This window comes from Papillibacter cinnamivorans DSM 12816 (assembly GCF_900176335.1).
In the GTDB taxonomy this organism is placed as follows: Bacteria; Bacillota; Clostridia; order Oscillospirales; family Oscillospiraceae; genus Papillibacter; species Papillibacter cinnamivorans.
Map to the genome: position 1 here is coordinate 1 of NZ_FWXW01000006.1, position 20,745 is coordinate 20,745.

Consider the following 20,745-nt stretch of genomic DNA (forward strand, 5'->3'; position numbering starts at 1 on the left):
CGTACCCGTATAGCCGGGCATCCAGGTATTTTCCGCCCCTTGGCCGATGCTTTCTGGCTTGATACATCTTTTGTGCATTGACGGGCCGATAGAGCGGCGAATGTCTGTACCATGTGATGTTTCGCTTCAGTTCCCGGCTGACCGTGCCCGGACTTCGCCTTAGTGCCGCGGCCATACGGCGGATACTTTCTTTATTCCGCCACATCCGAAATAGCTTTTTCCGTTCTTCCGGTGTAAGATGGTGGTAGCTCATATGGGTCGCCGCCTTTCAGTAGTGGTCTTTTCAACTCCTACTGTATCCCTTTGGCCTCCCTTATGAGCTTTTTTATACTGTTGCACTTGCTATTTTAATCCGCCGCGCAGGGAAAAGTGGCCGAAAAAGGTGCGCCAAGAGGCCCAGGCCCCTTGGATTCCCTCGAGAGGGTGCAGCGGCAAGCGCGCCTCCGGAAAAACCCGGCCGCCGCCAGGATGAACCGCACGGACCGCTCAAAAAACAGGAAAACCATTTTTCAGCCCGCCACCGGCCTTCCAAGAACCGTCCTCAGCGGCTCAGAAAGTCTGCTAAAACCTTCTGCTTGCAACGTCGAAGAAGAACCGTATAACAAACCCGGTACCGATAGAGGGAAATTACACCGGAAACGACATGCGGAAGCATTGAAATCATGAAATGTCCCCTAGACGGAAACTTTCAAAACGAAAATTCTTTTCAAGCGTCATACAGCGTCATACAAAGTACATTTTCGCAGACCCCTTGAGCTTCACAATCTAAAACCTAGAAAGCCCCGATCGCGGGCTGAAGAACAGACCTCCTGCCACAGAGTTGCCCGTGCGTTCGAAACTACCAGTAGTCAATCGCCTGTTAAGAGCGCCCACAGGAACACCCTCCCCCATGGAGATCCAAGAGGTCGGAGCCTATTGGCCTGTTTTTGGTAACTTTTTGCAGAAACAAAAAGTTACCCCCAGCGGGGAGCGTACGCTCCCGTCCAAGCCTTTCGTAATCAATCTTCCATTTTTTCACGGCCAGGAGAAAAATGAAAAAGAGCAGTCCGAAAGCCGCCGGCTTTCAGACTGCTCTTTTTCTGTTATTCAGCGGATGAGATTGGTGTATTTTCGCTTTTCGGCGGGAGGCTCTTCCACCGTGCCTTTCCCGTGTTCCATGAGCTTTATCAGCCAGGCCATGTTCCGCGCCAGGGTTCTGGCGGCCTGGATTCCCTCCTCGTCGCCCTCCGCCTCGCCGGGACGGAGCCCGAAAATCAGGGGCAGGGCGGCGGCGGGGGCGAGAACCATTTCGCCGGCAAGGCAGTACCGGTTGAGCTCATCCAGCGCCGCGACGCCGCCGATGCGGCGGACGGAAACCAGGGCGCCGCCCACCTTGCGGCGAAATAGCATGCCGCCGTTCTGGGCGGCGTAGAACGCCCGGTCCAAAAAGCAGCGCATGGCTCCTGCCGGCGAGCTGTAATACACAGGGGCCCCCAGGATCACGCCGTCGGCCCGGCTGATTTTTTCGATCCAGCCGTTGACGCCGTCGTCGGGGAGAACGCATTTTCCGTCCCGGTTTTTTGCACAGCCGTTGCAGGCGGTGCAGCCGCGGATGGGGAGATGGCCCATGTGAATGGTTTCCGTTTCGATTCCCGCGTTTTTCAGTTCCTCGGCGCACAGGCTCAAGGCGAAGGCGGTGTTGCCCTGGGGACGGGGACTGCCGTTGAAGATGACCACTTTCATGTCGTTACCCCTTTCCTATTGAGCGGATTTTGGTTCTTCAGAAAACCGTGCAGCAGGGGATAAGGCCGGTATGACCTTTTACTTTACGATCCCGATGCGGTTGAAGGGAAAAAGCACCATAACAGCATGCCCCAGAATGCACCGTTCATCCACCACGGACAGCTCCATATAGCGGCTGTCCATACTTTCATTCCGATTGTCCCCCATGACGAAAACGGAGCCTTCGGGGACGGTGATGGAGGAGATATTGTTATATCCCGGCTCCAGCATGCGCCCGTTTATATACGGTTCGTCCAGCACAACGCCGTCGACGGATACGGTTCCTTGGACGTAGTCGATATCCACCGTCTGTCCGCCCACGGCTATGACGCGTTTGACCAGCGCCTCGTCCATAAAGTCAAACCGGGTCAGCACCACAACATCGCCCCGAGCGGGATGATATCCCATGCCGGAAACCCAGAGGCGGTCTCCGCCCCGGAGGGTGGGAACCATGGAGATGCCCACCACCTCCGTGACCCGCCCTAAAAACGTAAAAACCAGAATGATAAAAATAAGAAGAAGCACAAAGGACTGAAGAAGCTCATACAACTCGCCGGAGCGGGAAGAGCTCTCCCCCTTCCGGCCGGTTCCCGGCCGATCATACCGGGGGCTCAAGGACGGCTCCATTCTGTGAGGCGGAGAATGTGAACTCCGCTGCGGTTTTCCATGGCGGCGGCCTCCCGAGAATGGCAGGTAAAGAGAACCACCTGCCGATTTTTCGCTTCCTCCAGCAGACAGTCCAGCGCATATCCCATGCGCCTGTCGTCAAAATTCGCCAGCGCGTCGTCCATGAGAAGCGGCGCTTTTTTTTCGGAGGGAAGCACCAGGGCGCTCACGGCCAGACGCAGGGCAAGATAAAGCTGATCCAAAGTCCCCTGGCTCAGGCTGAGGGCGCTTCTGGTCTGCGCCTCCCCGGTTTCGACGGCGGCAGCAGAAAAATCCTTGTCAAAATACAGCCTGTCGTATTTTCCCCCGGTGAGCATCCCCATGATTTTTCCCGCCTTTTCGTTGAGCGGAGGAGAAAAACGGGCTCTTAAAAGCCCATTGGCTTCCTCCATGCCGGTCAAAGCCAAAGAGATGGCGTCATATTCGGTCAGCAGGCGCTCCCCGCGCCCATTCAGAGCATCTCTTTCCGCCTCCAGAGCGGCGGGATCGCCGACGGCCTGCAGGCGGCCCTGGGCCGAGGCAAGGGAGACGGTGAGGCGGCGGATCTCCGTTTCCGCTTCCGCAAAAGAGGCTTCCACCGCTTCCCGGCTTATCTCCGGCGGCGCCGGGTCGTCTCCGGGAGGAGGAGCGTCGGATGGAAGAGAAGATTTCAAGGCTTCATAAACCATCCCGGCGTTTTTCAAAGCGACAGAGGCCGCTTCCAGCCGGTCCCAGCCGTCCAGAGCGGCGGCGACGGCCAGCTCGGCGGCTTCGTCGGAGTCCGCGGACGGGTCCAGACGCCGGATACCGCCCATGATGTCCTTTCGTTTTTCCGAGTATTGCGCCGTCAGGGAGGCGCAATTGGATTCCAGCTGCTTTTCCATGACGCGGCGCTGCTCTAAAAGGGCGAAATCTTCCCGATAGCGGGCGGCCTGCTCCAGAAAGAGGGAAGAGTCTGCTGCGGAATACCTGTGCACGAGCAGTATCATGGCGGATTTTGCCCGGAGCTGCTCGGTTTTCCCCAGCCATAGGAGAAGAAGGTCGCCACCCGCCAAAAGAGCCAGGGGAACGGCCGGCATCCAGAAAGACAAACTGCCGGAGAGAGCCATATAGACCGACACGGCGGAGACCGCAAGCAAAGCGACGCTCCAGAGAAAAAGGGGTATTTTTCCGAAAGAGGCGCGTTTCTGCCAGTGGGCGTATTCCCGGAGATCCGCCTGGGCGGCTTCCCAGGCTGCGTCGGGGCCCATCCCGGCAAAGGGAGAGGCGTTTACCCGCTCCTCCGCGTCGGCCAGGTCCAAGCTGGCGGCGGCAAGCATTTTTTCAACCTCCGAAAGAGACGCGCGAAGGGCTCCCAGGCCGGAAAGCGCCCGCCGGAGTTCCAGAAGCTGCTCCCGGGAAAAGGCCGCCGCCCCGCCCAAATTCCGTTTCAGATCGGCAAGATGCGAGGCCGCCTCGTCCCGTTCGGTTTCCGCCCGGGAAAGACGGACCCAGTTCCCGCGGGCATCCAGGCGCCGGTAAGCATCCCGCGCCGACGCCAAAGACTCCCGCTTTCGGATCCACTCCTCCAGAGCGGCCCGATCCTGGGCCGCCTGGGCGTTGATGCGGTACATGCCGTCGATGGCCCCGCCGAGTCTTTCCAGCTCGGCTTCCAGCCTGGGAAGAAGGCCGGTTTTGTTGAAACGCCGCTTCCGCTGCCAGTCCCGGAGCCTTCCGTTTACCTCGGTGTAGGAAGATGTCTCCTCTCCGGTGGATACCAAAGCCAGGATCCGCCGCTCCAGTTCCACATGATGATCCACAGAAAGCCCCGACTGCCGGATGAGCGCGCTGCGCTCGTAGACCTCCCGGGGCACTCCCAGCAGCCACTGGCCCGCGTTTTCCGCCGTCAGTCCGGGAACGGAGTCGGCCGTTCCGGTGTATCGGGCGGAAAACTGCCCCATGGGAGAGTTGGAGCGCAGGGTGCGGCGCTCTATGGTGATGTCCCTTCCGGATACCGAGCATTCAAGAACTCCCTGCATGGGAGCGCCGCTCCAGGGAGCGTACCGGTTTTTATCCGCCAATTGTTCCTTTTTGTCCCGGCTGCGGGTGTCCAGGCCGTAAAGCATGGCGAAAAGAAAGGAAAGCCAGGTGGATTTTCCCGCCTCGTTGGGAGCCTCAATGATGTTCAGGCCCTCCCGCAGCTCAAGGGAAGCGTCCCGCAGCTTTCCGAAAGAGGCGCTCAGTCGTTTCAGAATCATAGGGGCTCCTCCCTGTTGTCCAGAGCGGCGAGGCCGAAGCGTACGGCCAGCGCCAGCTTTTCCCTTTCCTCTTCCCCTGCCGCGTCCATTTTTTCCCGCATCCGGCGGAGAAACAGCCCGCGCAGCGTGTCCTCTCCGGCCTGTTCCCATATGTACCGGCGCACGGAGGTGGAATCCCGGAGCGTCACGCTGAAGAACCTGTCTTTTACGAGAGCCGTAAGGGCGACCAGGTTCAGATCCTCGGCGGCGGACTCCCCTGTGAGGATAATCCTGTAGATGTCGTTTTCCGCGGAGGTGGGAAGAACGGCAAGGAGAGCTTTTGCCGGGTCGGAGCTTTCCGTCAGATCCACCTTCAGAATTTCATAGCGCCGCTTGGCGATGGGATAAAACCGAAGCCGGACGGTATCGTCTATTTCACCCACAAGAACGCCCTTTTCCCCCAATTCGTCGAACCCGCGGCCTTCCGGGCAGCCGGAATAGGCATACCGGGTGGAACCCGCCTTCTGAACGCCGCCGAAGGCATGCTTATGGCCCAGGGCGAGATAAGCAAGACCGCTGGAGGCAATATCCGATTCGGATATGGGATTGTAACGGGGGTCCGCCGCGCCCAAATCTCCGTGAAGCACCATAAGATTTGTAAGACCGTCTTTGGCGGCGGAAAAGCCGGAGAGCAGCGAGCTGGAGCACAAAGGGGAGGTAAAACCGGCCCCGTACACGGCGCAGCCCAGCTCCGGCAATATAACCCGTTCCACGACGCCCGACCTGAAGATATGGACGTTCTCCGGCCAGCGGACGGTCCCGTAAGGAGAGCCGGGAGAGTAATAATCGTGGTTTCCCGGGGCGATAAAAATTTTGGCCCCGATCCGGCCGAATACGCGGACCATAGCCTCGGTGGTCTCGTAAAAAACGGTGCCGCAGTCGAAGAGGTCCCCTGCCAGAAGCAGCAGATCCGCCCGGGTTTCCCGGGCAAGATCGTACAGACGGTCCAGAAGCTCCCGGCCTTCTTTCCGGCGGAGGACCGCCTGTTCCGGTGAAAGAGCGTCGTAAGGACTGTCCAGATGAAAATCGGCCGCGTGAATCAATCGAATCATGCCCGCTCCAAAAACCGCGGCAGGGAAGAGGAAACCCTTCCGCTTCCGCCGCGGCGGCCGCCCTTCCGGCTGCGGCTTGCCGTTTTATCCCCGGCGGCGCCAGCGCGCCTCCGGAGGCCGGTGTCAGAGAATCCGGAGCCGTTCCACGCCGGAGCAGAGCCCGGTATCGGTGTCCAGTTCAAAGATGGCGCACTCCATCTTGTAATCTCCCGGGGCGGTTTCATACCTTCCCGTGGGGTTTCCCAAAAAGGTGTCCACGGACTGGTCGACGCGGATGCCCAGAACGGACTCCACGGGGCCGGTCATCCCCAAGTCGGTGATGTATCCCGTCCCCTTGGGCAGGACTCTCTCGTCGGCGGTCTGGACGTGAGTGTGGGTCCCGAAGAGGACGGAAACCCGCCCGTCCAGGTAATATGCCATGGCGAGTTTTTCGCTGGTGGCCTCGGCGTGAAAGTCCACGACGGTGAAGTCCGCCGTGTCCTGGGCCAGGATGCGGTTTATTTCCAGAAACGGATTGTCGGGGCCGAAGTCCATGCCCAGGCGGCCGATGAGATTGACCACGCGAAGACGCAGTTTACCCGTGTCGTAAATTCCCCAGCCTCGTCCGGGATTCTGGGGAGGATAGTTGGCGGGGCGGAAGATGTACGGGTTTTCGTCCAGGAAGCGGACGATCTCCCGGCGGTTCCAGGTGTGGTTTCCCAACGTGATGAGATCCGCTCCGGCCTGAAACAGCTCCTCCGCCTGGCGGGGCGTGATCCCTACGCCGGAGGCGTTTTCGCCGTTCACAACGGTGATTTCGATATTTTTAAGCTTTTTTAACGGACGCAGGCGCTGGCCGAGAAAGGCGATGCCCCTGTCGCCCACCACGTCGCCCACGGCCAAGAGATTCATTTTCACGGCAATGCTCCTTTGCATCCTTCCGATTTAAGATGCCGGATTACGAAATGCGTTTCCGCGGCGGGATTTCTCCGAAAGGCCAAGGCCTCCGAAAGACCGGAAAAGGCCGACAGGCCCTGGCCCGGGATAAAATAAAAAGATCGGACAAAGTTATTATACCCTGTCCGATCTGTTGATGCAAAGTTATTTTGCGTATTCGATGACCTTGGTTTCCCGGAGGACATGCACCTTGATCTGCCCCGGATAATCCAGTTCGCTCTCTATCTTTTTGGCGATGTCCCGGGCGAGGAGGATCATGTTGTCCTCGGAGATCTCCTCGGGCTTTACCATGATGCGAACTTCCCGGCCGGCCTGAATGGCGAAGGATTTTTCCACTCCCGCGAAGCTCCCGGTGAGCTCCTCCAGCTTTTCCAGGCGCTTGATATAGTTCTCCAGGTTCTCCCTGCGGGCGCCGGGCCGGGCCGCGGAAACCGCGTCGGCCGCCTGAACAAGACAGGCGATGATGGTCTGGGGTTCCACATCGCCGTGGTGCGCGTGAATGGCATGTACGACCTCGTTGGATTCCCTGTATTTTTTGGCAAGCTCCACGCCGATGGTGACGTGTGAACCTTCCATCTCGTGATCCACTGCTTTGCCCAGGTCGTGCAGAAGACCCGCGCGCTTGGCAAGGGTGATGTCCGCTCCCACTTCGGCTGCGAGAAGCCCCGCGACGTGGGCCACCTCGATAGAATGATTGAGGACGTTCTGACCGTAGCTGGTGCGGTATCTCTGGCGGCCCAGGAGCTTGATGATCTCCGGGTGCAGGCCGTGAATTCCGGTTTCAAAGGTGGCCCTTTCACCCTCGGCCTTGATGGTTGCGTCCACCTCGCGGCGGGCTTTTTCCACCATTTCCTCAATACGGGCCGGATGAATCCGCCCGTCGGTGATGAGCTTTTCCAGAGCGATGCGGGCGATTTCGCGGCGGACGGGATCGAAGCAGGAAATCGTGATGGCTTCCGGCGTATCGTCGATGATGAGGTCGACTCCTGTCAGGGTCTCCAGAGTACGAATGTTGCGGCCCTCGCGGCCGATGATACGGCCCTTCATCTCGTCGTTGGGTAGGGGAACGACGGAGACGGTGACCTCGGCCACATGGTCCGCGGCGCAGCGCTGAATGGCCAGAGAAATGATTTCTCTTGCCTTGCTGTCCGATTCTTCCTTGAAACGGGTCTCGATCTCTTTGATCTTCATGGCCATTTCATGGGTTACTTCGGATTCCAGCTGATGGATCAGATAATTTTTGGCGTCTTCGATGGTGAGCCCTGAAATTCTTTCCAGGAGATCCAGCTGATTTTGTTTGATGCCCCGGATTTCGGCCTGCAGCTGTTCCACCTCGCTGGTTTTTGCAGAAAGGACCTCGTCCTTCTTTTCGATCATGTCCGTCTTGCGGTCGAGGGATTCTTCCTTTTGCTGCAGACGGCGCTCCTGCTTCTGCAGATCCGCGCGCCGCTCCTTGACTTCCTTTTCATGTTCGGTGCGGGCTTTCAGGATTTCCTCCTTGGCTTCCAGCAGCACTTCCCGCTTTTTGTTTTCCGCGCTCTTGATGGACTCATTAATAATGCGCTTGGCTTCTTCTTCGGCGCTGGAGATTTCCTTTTCGGAAACGGTTTTCCTGTAATGTATGCCCAAGGGGAAGAAAACCAGCGCAGAAACCACAAACGCAATTACTCCTACAATAACATAGTGCAGCATATACTCGTGTACACACCTCCATTTCTCGTGATTGTTTATCGATAAAAAACCGAAATACAGTACAAACAGAAATTCATTTCAGGAAATTCCCCCAACAAATTTCCCCCCATAATTCTTTTTCTATTTTAGAGCCAGTGTGTTCCACTGTCAAGAAAATTCGGCGTACAGCGGGCAAAATAGAGGCACAGCCCGCCAAAATACGGCAAGCTGTGCCGAAAATCCAGGGAAAACTGCAGTTTCAGCTGCAAAAACGATGGTTTCCTATGACAACAATCAGCGGCCTGCTCCAGATCCACGCGCTGGTGGCGGTGTCAGGATTAAAGTAGTAAATGGCGCCGCCGCTGGGGTCGGTGCCGTTGAGGGCTTCCCGTGCCGCCCGGATCGCGGAGTCGGCCACGGGCTGGTTGAACTGGCCGTCGCTCATGCAGGTGAAGGCCCCGGGCTGATAAACGACGCCCGCAATGGTGTTGGGGAAGGACGGATGGTCCACCCGGTTGAGGATCACCGCCCCGATGGCCACCTGGCCCCGGTAAGTCTCTCCCCGGGCCTCGGCCGAAATGACCCTTGCCAGGAGATATTCGCTGTTGCTTCTGGCGCTGGCGGACGATGCGGCGGAAACGCCGAGTTTTTCAAGGGTAGCCGGCCCGGCGATGCCGTCCTGGGTCAGGCCGTTTTTGCTCTGAAAGTATTTTATCGCCGCCACCGTTTTACTCCCGTAGATCCCGTCCACATCTCCGGTATAATATCCCCAGTTTTTCAGCCGCGTCTGGATCTCCTTGACCACCGTCCCGGAAGAGCCCATGCGATAGCTCACCGCGGCGGCGGCGGGGATCATCTGGATCAGCGAAACGGTGAGGATACTCGTTATAAAAAGTCCGGCGAGGACGGTGGCCGATTTTCTTCTTCTTTGCATTGCAATTCCCTCCGCTGCAGTTTATTCCGATTTAGTTTGCGGAAGAGGGAGGAAATTTATACAAAGGGAGAATGCGCATTCTGTTTGTTCTTTAAAACTATATGTTAATAAATTAATTTCGAAAGATTTGGACAGGAGCTGTGCGCTCCCCGCTGGGGGTAACTTTTCCCGCATAGGAAAAGTCACCAAAAGGATGCCAAGAGGCTCCGGCCTCTTGGATCTCCATGGGAGTGTGCTCCGGTGGGTGCTCTGAATGACAGATTGATTATCGGCAGCTTCAAACGCATACACAGCTCTATAGCAAGAAGTCTGTTTTTCAGCCCGCGATCGGAGCTCTCCGTATCTTAGCCTGTGGAGCTCAATGAGACTGCGAAAACGTAATGCCTTCGACGCTGAAGAGGCTGTATCCAGCGTCGCGCGAGATTCATAAAAGAGAAAATACAAGAGCCGGATCGGGACGCTGCCTGCATTCCGATCCGGCTCTTTATTAAACGATACAGTTTTGCGCGCTGAGCGTCAGTCAGCTTTTGGAGGCGACTTCCTCTTTGAGTTTGGCGATGAAGCCGTCCAGGCCCATGACGCCCAGATCCCCGGCGGCCCGGCTGCGGACTGCCACGACGCCCGCCTCGGCTTCCTTGTCTCCCAGCACCAGCATATAGGGAACCTTTTGGACCTGGGCTTCCCGGATCTTATAGCCGATCTTTTCGTTGCGCAGGTCGGTTTCCACGCGGAAGCCCTCGGCGGTGAGCCTCTCGGCCACCGCCTTGGTGTATTCGTGGGTCCGGTCGGTGATGGGCAGAAGAATCACCTGGACGGGAGCGAGCCATGCGGGGAAGGCGCCTGCATAGTTTTCAATGAGGATGCCGATGAAGCGCTCCATGCTGCCGAAGGCAACCCGGTGGATCATCACGGGGCGGTGCTTTTCCCCGTCGGCGCCGGTATAGGTGAGGTCGAAGCGCTCGGGCATCTGGATGTCCAGCTGAATCGTTCCGCACTGCCAGGTCCTGCCGATGGAGTCCTCCAGGTGGAAGTCGATCTTGGGCCCGTAGAACGCGCCGTCTCCCTCGTTGACGGTGTAGGACATGCCCCGCGCCTCCAGCACCTGCCGGAGGGCGCCCTCCACCAGCTCCCGCTGCTCCTGAGTACCCATGAAGTCCTCGGGACAGGTGGAAAGCTCCACGTGGTACTTAAACCCGAAGACCTTGTAGATCCGGTCGATGAGCTCGATGACACCGGCAATTTCACCGGGAACCTGCTCGGGAGTCATGAACAGATGGGCATCGTCCTGGGTGAAGCAGCGGACGCGGAAGAGCCCGTGAAGCGCGCCGGAGAGCTCATGGCGGTGGACCACCCCCATCTCCGCCATGCGGATGGGCAGATCCCGATAGGAGACGGGCTTGCGCTTAAAGGCCAGCATGCCGCCCGGGCAGTTCATGGGTTTGATGGCGTAGTCCTCGCCGTCGATCTTGGTGAAATACATGTTTTCCTTGTAGTGGTCCCAGTGGCCGCTCCTGTGCCAGAGCTCCTCGTTCAAGATGAGGGGCGTGCGGATTTCCTCATAGCCGGCTCTTGTGTGTTCCTCGCGCCAGTACTGCTCCAGGATGTTTCTGAGCACCATGCCCCTGGGGAAGAAGAACGGGAAGCCGGGGCCCTCGTCCATGAGGGCAAAGAGGTCCAGTTCCTTCCCCAGTTTCCGGTGATCCCGGCGTTTGGCCTCTTCCAGCCGGGCCAGGTATTCGTCCATTTCGGATTTCTTGGTAAAGGCGGTGCCGTAGATCCGCTGGAGCATTTTATTTTTGGAATCCCCCCGCCAGTAGGCACCGGTGCAGGAGGTGAGCTTAAAGGCCTTTACAAGGCCCGTTCCCGGCAGGTGAGGGCCGGCGCACAGGTCGGTGAAATCCCCCTGGGTATAAAAGGAGATGACCGCGTCTTCCGGAAGATCCTCGATAAGCTCCACCTTGTAGGGCTCGTTTTTCTCCCGCATGAACCGGAGGGCCTCCTCCCGGGGAAGCTCAAACCGGGTGAGGGGCAGATTTTCCTTGACGATCTTCTGCATTTCCGCCTCGAGCTTCTCCAACACCTCGGGGGTGAAAACGGTCTCGGAATCGAAATCATAATAGAAGCCGTCCTTGATGGCCGGACCGATGGCCAGTTTGGTTTCGGGATACAGACGCTTCACCGCCTGGGCCAGGATGTGGGAAGCGGTGTGGCGCAGCACCCACTTTCCCTCATCGGATTCCCAGGTGAGGATGGAAAGGGCGCAGTCCTTTTTAATGGGCGTGGTGAGGGAGACCGTTTTGCCGTCCAGTTCGGCGGCCAGCGCCGCGCGGGCAAGACCGGCGCTGATGCCCTCGGCCACCTGAAGGCAGGTAAGACCCGGTTCCTTTTCTATGACGGAGCCGTCTTTCAATGCGATGCGGATCATACTTATTTCCTCGCTTTCCGATATCAGGAGCAATAAAAAATCCCACTCCTGATTGAATCAGGGGTGAGATGTAATCCCATGGTTCCACCCTGCTTGCAGCCCGAAGGGCTGCCGCTCGTGCCCGCAGTAACGCGCGGTATACGGCCCGGCCTACTCGGCTCTTTCGGCGGGCGGCTCAAGGGCGGTAAAGCAAAGTCTGTTTCGCAAGGGGGCTTTCAGCCGGGGCTCCCTCTCTCTGGGCGGCGTAACACGCTTCGTCCCTGTCATTGCCTTTTATTTATGTAGGGCCAATATAGCATGAAAACAGTCCAATGTCAACCCGCGAGAGAGTCCGGGATAGAAAATGGTTTTCCCGGGCGGACGAATACGGGAGATTTTATCTGGAAACTTGAGGAAAATCATGATATAATAGAAAATAATGGATTATTATGCTAACGATTGCGGGTGAGTAAAACGCGATGCTACCCATATTTCTGACCATTGAAAACGACAGTGACCGGGAAAAGGCGGAGGAGATCTACCGCCGCTATTCCGGGACCATGCTCTACGTGGCCGAGGGCATCCTGCGGGAGCGGCAGCTTGCGGAGGACGCGGTGTCCGAGGCCTTTGTAAAAATTATCCGGCATCTTGAAAAAATCGATCTGCTCGACTGTAACCGGACACGGGGGTTTGTTGTTATAGTTGTAAGGAATACGGCGCTCAACATGCTCAGGGAGAGAAACAGGACGGTACATTTGGATGACTTCGGAGACTGCCCGGACACGGCGGAACCGGTCTTCGACCATGTATCGGCAAAAGAGGCCTGCGACAGGATCGCGGACGCCGTGGCGGCGCTTCACAAGAGCTATTCGGATATTCTGTATCTCAAGGCGGTCCTGGAATACTCCAATCAGGAGATCGCCGAAATACTCAGCATCAGCCCGGAAAATGTGAAAATTTGCCTTTTCCGGGCGCGCAGCGCGCTCAAGCGGCAGCTTATGAAAGAGGGGGATTTCTGTGAACGATAGGGAAAAGGGCGACTCTATCTTCAATTCGCTGCTGAATGTCGGCGTGAGGGAGGCGTTTGAACGGGAAATGGGCGCTCTTCCGGCCGCCGAAGCGCTGAACGCAAGCCACGCCCCCTCCCCGGAGCTGGATAAGACTATACGAAAGCTCATCCGGGAAAACCGCCGGAAAACAAAGCTGCAGCGCTTTACAAAAACACTCGGCAGGGCCGCCGTATGGTTTTTCGTATTGCTCGGTTTATCGTCGGCGGCGCTGCTGAGCGTGGAGGCCACGAGAAACGCGATTTTCAACGCCGTGATCGAATGGCAGGAAAAATACACGGAGATTCACTTCGACGAAACACCGTCAAGGGGGAGTATTTACCGCCCCGCGTATCTACCGGAAGGATTTTCGGAAACGTCTCTGGACACTTTCGGAACCGTTACGATGCTGACCTATGAAAACGGGAGCGGCGCCGTCATCGTCTTTGACCAGACGGCGGCGGATACGGGGGGAATCTCGGTGGACAACGAGGGCACGGAATATTCGGAAATTGAAGTGGCGGGCGGCAAGGGATATTTGTTTGAGGCCGCTACGCAGGAGGATTCCAACGTGCTGATCTGGCAGGCGGGGGATACGATGTTCCAGCTGACTTCTTCCGTCGACGCCGGAGAGCTGATCCGGATGGCAGAAAGTCTTAAAAAATAAACCGGCGAATGTGTTACCAAAACCTTCCTTCCGTTGTTTATATAGCAGAGGCGAAAAACCTCGAATAAACAAAAGAAAGAAGGTATGGTAAAATGCGAGCACCGATGAAGCAATGCGTGTCGCTGCTGCTGGCCCTGACGCTTCTCTTTTCCCTGGGAGGCGCAGCGTCTGCCAGGGGGGCCGCCGCGCCGGCCGCAGCCGGAGGGGAGGGGCTTATCTTGCCGCAGTGGGCGAACACCGTCTCGATTACTCTCAGCCTTTCCTTTGACGGCGGCAGGGCAATCTGCGGCGCCCGGGTCATAGGAAAGACGGGTACCACCGAAATCACGGGCACGGTGGTTCTGGAGCGCAGGAATACGGACGGCACTTACACCACCGTAAAGACCTGGGACGATCTTGAAGCCTCGGGAAGCATCCTGATTTTTGACGGAATCCATTATGTGGCCACGGGGTATACCTACCGGCTGAGCATCACGGCGACGGTGTACCGCAACGGCACGGCGGAAACGGTTTCGGGAAGCTACGAGGCGTACGCGGGGTAGCGAATAATTGTAAAGATTTAAAAAAATATGAGCAACGATGGAAGTAATTTCATTGCCATGCCCCGTATAAAGTATAACGTAGAAACTGGAGGTGGGTGCTGCTTGGAACAGTAGAGCTTATCATGACGTAAAATTATATTTCAACTCTGCCGATAGTGAGGGTGTCTTTATGAAAAAGAAGCTTTATGGTATATATGTATGTGGTGTGGTTTGTTTTTTTTGTATTTCGTTGTTGTTGCAATTCAACCCGATTCCATTTTTGGGCGGCGCTGTAGCAGTTTTGTGCGTGTACTTTGCTATCTCCAATAACGCACTGACAACAGCACAACAAGCAAGGGCTAATTTTTATCAAGACAAGATTGCCGAACAATATGGAGACGAAAAAAAGAAGAGCTTCACAATAAAGGCATTATTTATTATACTGGCACCCTTATTATTATCATTGATGTGTTACTATTTATTTTTCAACAAATGAGGAGGAAGGAAAAATGGTTAGAAAGATACTATCTTTTTTGATAATATTTGTTTTGGCTGTTACTTTTGGAATTGTTACTATGGCCAGCGCTTCAGATAAACCGAATAATACGATTGATGAGGCTAGACTTTCAATACTGTATTTACAAAACGATAAAAATGTAACGTCAGAACTGGTATCTGTTGACGAATGCAGTTTAACTTATCGCTTTGAGCATGTAAAGGGAGAAAAAGTAAATTCCCGCACGGGTGTGACGGCAGTTGAATATGTTAAAATTGTACCTGTAACCGATGAGGCAAAAACCAAGCTGATGTCTATTGTTTCAACAAAGGGGAACGGATCTTCATATCTGGATACCTATGATACATCCGGTTCAGTAGAAATCTATTCAACAGTTTATTATCAGACGTATAATGATGCGCAAGGTGATGAATGCGTAAAAATGACTTCTTATTCCGGTGGCGTTTCCGACATTAATTCTGGATGCATTATAGCCAGTCAAAGCGTTACAGCAGGACAAACAGGAACAAGTGCAACTACTAGACTTTATGTCTCCCAAAGTATCACAAAATATCCAATTTCATTATCCTGGTATTATTCGGCTCCGACGAGTTGGCATCCGCTTTATGTTGTTTCTTCAGGAATACAAATATGGGATCCTACGGTTGGTTGTACATATGTTGTAGGTATTCAAAGGGGAAACGATCCTGATACTTGGTATGTAGAACTTGTAAACAACCCATATGATAATTAAACACACCGGGCGTTTCTCAAGGGGCTGGGCATGACCAGCGAAGAATACTGGAATTCCCTGCGCCCCGAGCTGGAGATGGAGCTGGTAACGCACAAGCATGAAGCGAAAGTATACGAGGAATTCCTCGCGCAGTACGGCGAGGCCCAACCCGACCGAGAAACTATGAAGAAAGACTGGGAGGCCTGGTTTGCCGCCTGGAAGGACGATATCATAGCGGCGGAAAATATTCAGGATTTGAGAGAGTAATTATGAAATCCGGCACCGTCCGGTGCCGGATTTCTCATCCGTTGAAAACCTGTTTCCCAAGACGTTTAGGAGAATTTATTTAAAAACTTGAAGAATATCATGTTAAAATAAAAAATATAGCACCGTTTTGGTTATAGAAACAGAGTACAATCCGGGATTCAGATTCAGCCATCTGCATATCCGATGCAGCGTAAGGAGGAGTATTATGCCGTTTCAGCAGGGCCTCGGGCCGTTTATTTTTGCCGCCGCCTTCATGGCGATCAGCCTGCTGATTCAATGGGCCGTCAGCAGGAGGATGGATCCCGAAAGAGCCTGGAGATACACGCAGTTTGCCAATGCCGGGGCCATGTTCGGGGCTCTATTCGGCACTCAATTGCGAACGTCCGAGTACCTCGGCGGGGAGTTCTATTACGGCCGGACCGACACATTGCCGGGTCCCTCGGCGATCATGCTGATGCTCGGCATTTACGCGTCGCTGCGGGTGCTGGTCACCAGCTATGTGCAGTATCGGAAAAACCGCGACGATCCGGAGCTTTCTAAAAAGCTGATCAAGGACGCGGTGGGCAGCCTGGCCATCCTGTCGGGGGTGTTCGCTGCGGGTATTTTTATGGAGGCTCTCCAGCGCTCCTGACGGAACGGCGGTACCGGTACAGCGGGGGGCCGCGGATGGAGGAAACCCCGAACAATCAGAATCCGGCGCCGAATGTACCGGATTTTTATACCAGACTTCAATAAAATGTCGATACAACAAATAAAACAGTATGGCTGTCCCCCCCGCCGGAGACGGGGGGACAGCCATACGTCTTGTTTCATCTTTTATTGGATAATAGTATTACGTTTCATTCCAGAAATATTTTCGCCTGTCAGTCCGTTATCCGCGGATCAGGCGCAGGATTCCCATGGTAAGAGCGTAGAGCACGGGCTGGTGCAGAAGATAGATCAGGAGGCTGCGGCGGCCCAGGGCGGAAAGAAAGGGAAGCTTCCGGGAATAAAAGCCTTTCGGCAGGCGGCGCTCCCAGACGAAGGGGCCCGCCCAGGTGCCCAGGAGGAAGAGAAAGATCCAGGGGAAGACGGGAAAATAGTCGGCGGAATAAAAGTGCTTGTCCATGATGCCGAAGACATAAAGCCAGCCGATCTCAAAGGTGCGGTTGAAGATCCACCGGGAGAGAAAAAAGCCGCCGAGATAGAGAAACGGCGCTGCCTTCCGGGGAATCCGATCGATCCAGCAGCGCCCCAGCCCATAGGTCACCATGGACCAGCCCAGAAGGTGCAGGATGCCGAAGCGGATGGGCATGTCCACAAACTGCGAGACAAAGGTAACCAGCATGCCGGAGGCAAAGACAATGAGCCCGCGCCGGACATTGTCCCGGGAGACGCGGGAGGAGATCCCGGCCAGCAGGATGAAGCTGCAGGCGATATATTGCTGCACCGCGTCCATGGGCGGATTGTAGAAGAGACGGAGAGACGCCACCCCGAAATGGGTCAGGTCGAACATGAAGTGGTAAAACAGCATCAGGAGAATGCTGATCCCCCGCAGAGCATCGATTCCGCCGATCCGATCCGGCCCCGGTTTTCTCATACGTTAAAGCGGAAGAGGACGATGTCGCCGTCCTGCATGACGTATTCCTTTCCTTCGCTGCGGATAAGACCCTTCTCCTTGGCGGCCGCCATGGAGCCGCAGTCCATAAGCTCGTCGAAGGAGACGACCTCGGCCCGGATGAAGCCCCGCTCGATGTCGGAGTGGATTTTTCCGGCGGCCTGGGGCGCGCGGGTGCCTTTGGGAATAGTCCAGGCCCGGACCTCGGGCTTTCCGGCGGTCAGAAAGGACATGAGGCCCAGGAGGGAATAGGAGGCCCGGATGAGTCTGTCCAGGCCGGACTCTTCAATTCCCAATTCCTCTAAAAACAAAACGCGCTCCTCGGCAGGAAGCTCCGCGATATCCGCCTCCAGCTTGGCGCAGACGGGCAGGGCCAAAGAGCCCTCGGCGTCGGCCAGGTCTTTCACGGACTTATAATAGGGGTTGGTTTCATAGCCCTGCCGGAAGGAGGCCTCGTCCATATTGGCGGCGTAAATTACCGGCTTGAGGGATAGAAGCTCGGACGTGCCGATGAGCGCCCGGTCGTCCTCCGAGCACGGGAAGGTCCTTGCGAGCCCTCCGCCGTCCAGATGCTTGTGAAGCGCCTCGAAAAGCTCCGCCTCGTGGAGGTACCGCTTGTCGCCCTTGGACATCTTCCTGGCCTTGTCGATCCGCCGGGCCACCATGTCCATATCCGCCATGACGAGTTCTATGTTGATGATGTCGATATCCCGCAGAGGGTCGGTCTTTCCCTCCACATGGACGATATTCTCGTCGTCAAAGCACCGGACCACGTGAATGATGGCGTCGGTCATGCGGATGTGGGACAGAAACTGGTTTCCCAGGCCCTCTCCCCTGGAGGCGCCCCGCACCAGACCCGCGATGTCCACAAATTCGATGACCGCCGGGGTCACCTTGTCAGGATGGTGCATTTGGGCCAGGGCGTCCAGCCTCCTGTCCGGCACCGTAACCACCCCAACATTGGGGCTGATGGTACAGAAGGGATAATTGGCCGACTCCGCGCCGGCGTTGGTGAGCGCGTTAAATAAAGTGCTTTTGCCCACATTGGGCAAACCCACGATGCCAAGCTTCACAAATCCTCGCCTCTCTTTCCGGATCTCTGTTCAATCCCATTATTATACACAGAAATGCGGGGAAAGACAAGAGCGGGACAGGGAAGGGCGCCGGGGACGGCCCGGCGGCAATTATTCCTCGGGCGGCTCGGCTAAAAGCTCCAGCTCCCGGACCTTCAGGGCGTCCCTGAATACCTTAATTAAGTATAGAGAGCCGACGATGAGGGGGCCGAAGGCGAAATGCCCCGCGCCGTCGGTAAAGCCCTGGGCTGTGAGCTTCAAATCATCGGGAGATTCCACCGTTTCAAAGAGCAGGACGAGGGCGTTTTCCACGGGCTGACCATTTCGGTCCAAAACCCGGCCGACAATGGCGCTGCGGCTGTCGGAGGCGCTGGACACAGTGGTGGAGATCTGCTCCCCTTCGCCTGCCTTGAAAAAGAACTGACTAAAGCTTCCCATACGGAGCTCCTTTCCGCCGTGCGGTTTGTTCCGCGGGCAGTACTATAATATCGGGAAAACCGCCCGCCTGTGCTTGACAAGCGGACGGCAATTCTATAAAATCAATAAATGCATAAAATATAAGGTTATGCGGCGATTTCTCAGGTAAAGGATTTGAGGATAAGATGGCGCAGGAAAAAAAGCAGGTGGAGCAGATCACCTCCATGGAGAGCGATTTCGCCCAGTGGTACACCGACGTAGTCAAAAAGGCCGAACTGGTGGACTATTCCGGCGTCAAGGGCTGCTTTGTGCTGCGCCCTTACGCCTATGCACTGTGGGAGAATATACAGGCCGTTCTGGACAAGAAGTTCAAGGAACTGGGGCACGAGAACGTCTATATGCCGGTGCTGATCCCGGAATCCCTGCTGAATAAGGAGAAAGACCATGTGGAGGGTTTCGCCCCCGAGGTGGCCTGGGTCACCCACGGGGGGAGCGAACCGCTGCAGGAGCGGCTGTGCGTCCGGCCCACCTCGGAGACCCTGTTCTGCGATCACTACGCCCATGTGGTGCACTCCTGGCGGGACCTGCCGAAGCTGTATAACCAATGGTGCTCAGTCCTGCGCTGGGAGAAGACCACGAGGCCTTTCCTCCGGCACAGGGAATTTCTCTGGCAGGAGGGGCACACCATCCACGCAACGCCCGAGGAGGCCCAGGCGGAGACCCTGCGGATGCTGGAGGTCTATGCCGACCTTGCGGAAAATTACCTGGCCATGCCGGTGATCCGGGGAAGAAAGACCGATAAGGAAAAATTCGCCGGCGCCGAGGCCACCTACACCATCGAATGCATGATGCACGACAGAAAGGCCCTCCAGAGCGGCACGTCCCATTATTTCGGGGACGGATTCGCCAGAGCCTTCGAGATATTGTTCACCGACAAGGACAACCAGCTGAAAAACCCCTTCCAGACTTCCTGGGGTCTGTCCACCCGGATCATCGGGGGGATCATCATGACCCACGGGGACGACTCCGGCCTGGTCCTGCCCCCCAGGATCGCTCCGGTGCAGATCGTCGTCATTCCCGTGGCGGCCCACAAGGCGGGGGTTTCGGCGGCGGCGGACGCGCTTCTTTCCAGACTGAAGGCGGCTGGATTCCGCGTCAAGTCCGATACATCGGACCAGAGCCCGGGCTGGAAGTTCGCCGAATATGAGATGAAGGGGGTCCCCCTCCGGCTGGAGATCGGCCCCCGGGATCTGGAAGCGGGCCGGTGCATGATGGCACGCCGGGATAACGGAGAAAAGATTTCCGTGGCACTGGACCATGTAGAGACGGAGGCAGCGCGGCTTCTGGAGGAGATCCACAGGGGCCTTTTTGAAAAGGCCCGGCAGAACCTTTCGCAGAATACCTTCACGGCGACCACTCTGGAAGAAGTTAAGGCGATCGCCGAAGGCCCCGGCGGGTTTATCAAAACCATGTGGTGCGGCGACGAGGCCTGCGAGGAGAAGTTCAAGGAAGCCGCCGGCGTCACCTCCCGGTGCATGCCCTTCCAGCAGGAGAACCTGGGAGAGACCTGCCCCTGCTGCGGGAAGCCCGCAAAGCACATGGTGGTGTGGGGCGTGGCCTATTAAAGCCGGCGCGGCGGTACCATCCAGCCGATCCTATTAAAATAACCGGAGGCGGAACAGATGGCGGACAAAGAGAAGGACATCCTGGAAATCGAGGTCCCCAGCCTGACGCGGGGGGAATATATCCGCAGCGCAAGATCGATCTTCTGGTTTTTTTACAGTTACCTGGTGATGATTTTCCTGCTTTTTGCGTACTGGATCGACAGCAACGAGCTATGGAAGCCTTATTTGCCGGTCCCCTCCTTTTATTTCTTCCTCGGCGCTCTGGTATTTCTGCCGCTGGTGTTTGAAGCCGTCAACCGGTTTTTCTTCGATAAGCTGGCTTCGCCCAAAACGCCGCGGGTTTTCCGGTTTACCCCGGACGGCTGGTCCGTCCGCTGGCAGGACCGGGAGGCGTATTATACCTGGGAAAAGACCGCCAAGCTCCGGAACGATCCGGAAGCGCTCTACTTCTTCCCCACGGCGAGGACGTGCTACGTTCTTCCCAAACGCCTGCTTACCAACAAAGACCGGGGAAAAATCCTCCGGACCTACGAAAAATGGCACCCGAAAACCAAGGGAAGACGCCTTTTCAAAAAATAATGAAAAACAGTAAATCCCCCTTGACAGCAAGGGGGATTTATTATA

General features: G+C 56.4%; 21 protein-coding genes. 9 read left to right on the forward strand and 12 right to left on the reverse strand.

All coding sequences use genetic code 11. From position 1 onward, the window contains the following. The 9 genes from B9A13_RS09795 to thrS all read right to left on the reverse strand — a co-directional run. Nucleotides 1-253 (reverse strand): helix-turn-helix domain-containing protein (locus B9A13_RS09795; RefSeq protein ID WP_143806940.1); only part of this gene is annotated, 253 nt, incomplete at its 3' end. An 833-nt stretch (nt 254-1,086) separates the two neighbouring features. Continuing rightward, on the reverse strand, nt 1,087-1,722 hold the full coding sequence (locus B9A13_RS09800; protein ID WP_084234980.1) for a flavodoxin family protein: 636 nt from the start codon (nt 1,720-1,722) through the stop codon (nt 1,087-1,089). Between the two features lie 78 nt (nt 1,723-1,800). Further along, nucleotides 1,801-2,376, reverse strand: coding sequence for a signal peptidase I (gene lepB, locus B9A13_RS09805; RefSeq protein ID WP_242942835.1), 576 nt, complete (start codon nt 2,374-2,376; stop codon nt 1,801-1,803). Further along, a complete protein-coding gene (locus tag B9A13_RS09810) occupies nt 2,373-4,643 on the reverse strand; it encodes an ATP-binding protein (protein WP_084234982.1) in 2,271 nt (756 codons plus the stop codon). Before B9A13_RS09810 ends, lepB begins: the two co-directional genes overlap by 4 nt. After that, on the reverse strand, nt 4,640-5,734 hold the full coding sequence (locus B9A13_RS09815; RefSeq protein WP_084234983.1) for a metallophosphoesterase family protein: 1,095 nt from the start codon (nt 5,732-5,734) through the stop codon (nt 4,640-4,642). The genes B9A13_RS09810 and B9A13_RS09815 overlap by 4 nt, the downstream gene beginning before the upstream one ends. A 123-nt stretch (nt 5,735-5,857) precedes the next feature. After that, nucleotides 5,858-6,625, reverse strand: a complete 768-nt coding sequence (locus B9A13_RS09820) for a TIGR00282 family metallophosphoesterase (protein ID WP_341456031.1) — start codon at nt 6,623-6,625, stop codon at nt 5,858-5,860. A gap of 189 nt (nt 6,626-6,814) precedes the next feature. Beyond that, the gene (gene rny / locus B9A13_RS09825) at nt 6,815-8,362 is read right to left on the reverse strand and encodes a ribonuclease Y (protein ID WP_084234984.1); all 1,548 of its coding nucleotides are present in this window, start codon (nt 8,360-8,362) and stop codon (nt 6,815-6,817) included. Nucleotides 8,363-8,600: 238 nt separating this feature from the next. Continuing rightward, complete coding sequence (gene sleB / locus B9A13_RS09830; protein WP_084234985.1) at nt 8,601-9,275, reverse strand: spore cortex-lytic enzyme; 675 nt, start codon at nt 9,273-9,275, stop codon at nt 8,601-8,603. 520 nt (nt 9,276-9,795) lie between these two features. After that, a complete protein-coding gene (gene thrS / locus B9A13_RS09835; protein WP_084235142.1) occupies nt 9,796-11,700 on the reverse strand; it encodes a threonine--tRNA ligase in 1,905 nt (634 codons plus the stop codon). Nucleotides 11,701-12,158: 458 nt separating this feature from the next. Between thrS and B9A13_RS09840 the strand changes: the two genes are divergently transcribed. The 7 genes from B9A13_RS09840 (at nt 12,159) to B9A13_RS09865 (ending at nt 16,040) form a co-directional block, all read left to right on the forward strand. Further along, on the forward strand, nt 12,159-12,707 hold the full coding sequence (locus B9A13_RS09840) for an RNA polymerase sigma factor (protein WP_084234986.1): 549 nt from the start codon (nt 12,159-12,161) through the stop codon (nt 12,705-12,707). Continuing rightward, nucleotides 12,697-13,392: a DUF4367 domain-containing protein gene (locus B9A13_RS09845; protein ID WP_084234987.1), complete on the forward strand. Its 696-nt coding sequence runs from the start codon at nt 12,697-12,699 to the stop codon at nt 13,390-13,392. Before B9A13_RS09840 ends, B9A13_RS09845 begins: the two co-directional genes overlap by 11 nt. A 92-nt stretch (nt 13,393-13,484) precedes the next feature. After that, nucleotides 13,485-13,934, forward strand: coding sequence for a hypothetical protein (locus tag B9A13_RS09850; protein WP_143806941.1), 450 nt, complete (start codon nt 13,485-13,487; stop codon nt 13,932-13,934). A gap of 169 nt (nt 13,935-14,103) precedes the next feature. Beyond that, complete coding sequence (locus tag B9A13_RS09855; protein WP_084234989.1) at nt 14,104-14,409, forward strand: hypothetical protein; 306 nt, start codon at nt 14,104-14,106, stop codon at nt 14,407-14,409. A gap of 13 nt (nt 14,410-14,422) precedes the next feature. After that, nucleotides 14,423-15,163 (forward strand): hypothetical protein, encoded by a 741-nt coding sequence (locus tag B9A13_RS13950; RefSeq protein WP_143806942.1) that lies wholly within the window; start codon nt 14,423-14,425, stop codon nt 15,161-15,163. Between the two features lie 30 nt (nt 15,164-15,193). Beyond that, nucleotides 15,194-15,409, forward strand: a complete 216-nt coding sequence (locus tag B9A13_RS09860; protein ID WP_084234990.1) for a hypothetical protein — start codon at nt 15,194-15,196, stop codon at nt 15,407-15,409. A 205-nt stretch (nt 15,410-15,614) separates the two neighbouring features. Then, a complete protein-coding gene (locus B9A13_RS09865; RefSeq protein ID WP_084234991.1) occupies nt 15,615-16,040 on the forward strand; it encodes a hypothetical protein in 426 nt (141 codons plus the stop codon). A gap of 240 nt (nt 16,041-16,280) precedes the next feature. On the opposite strand, the gene B9A13_RS09870 is transcribed toward B9A13_RS09865, so the two are convergent. The 3 genes from B9A13_RS09870 to B9A13_RS09880 form a co-directional block, all read right to left on the reverse strand. Then, entirely contained in the window at nt 16,281-16,988 is a 708-nt protein-coding gene (locus B9A13_RS09870; RefSeq protein ID WP_084234992.1) for a heparan-alpha-glucosaminide N-acetyltransferase, read from the reverse strand. Then, nucleotides 16,985-18,079, reverse strand: a complete 1,095-nt coding sequence (ychF, locus tag B9A13_RS09875) for a redox-regulated ATPase YchF (protein ID WP_084234993.1) — start codon at nt 18,077-18,079, stop codon at nt 16,985-16,987. The genes B9A13_RS09870 and ychF overlap by 4 nt, the downstream gene beginning before the upstream one ends. Nucleotides 18,080-18,190: 111 nt before the next feature. After that, nucleotides 18,191-18,517, reverse strand: coding sequence for a carboxypeptidase-like regulatory domain-containing protein (locus B9A13_RS09880; RefSeq protein WP_084234994.1), 327 nt, complete (start codon nt 18,515-18,517; stop codon nt 18,191-18,193). A gap of 164 nt (nt 18,518-18,681) precedes the next feature. Here B9A13_RS09880 and proS point away from each other — a divergent pair, with 164 nt between their 5' ends. Both proS and B9A13_RS09890 read left to right on the forward strand, forming a co-directional pair. Next, a complete protein-coding gene (proS, locus tag B9A13_RS09885; RefSeq protein ID WP_084234995.1) occupies nt 18,682-20,121 on the forward strand; it encodes a proline--tRNA ligase in 1,440 nt (479 codons plus the stop codon). A 57-nt stretch (nt 20,122-20,178) separates the two neighbouring features. Then, a complete protein-coding gene (locus B9A13_RS09890) occupies nt 20,179-20,700 on the forward strand; it encodes a YcxB family protein (protein WP_084234996.1) in 522 nt (173 codons plus the stop codon). The last annotated feature ends 45 nt before the right edge of the window (nt 20,701-20,745 follow it).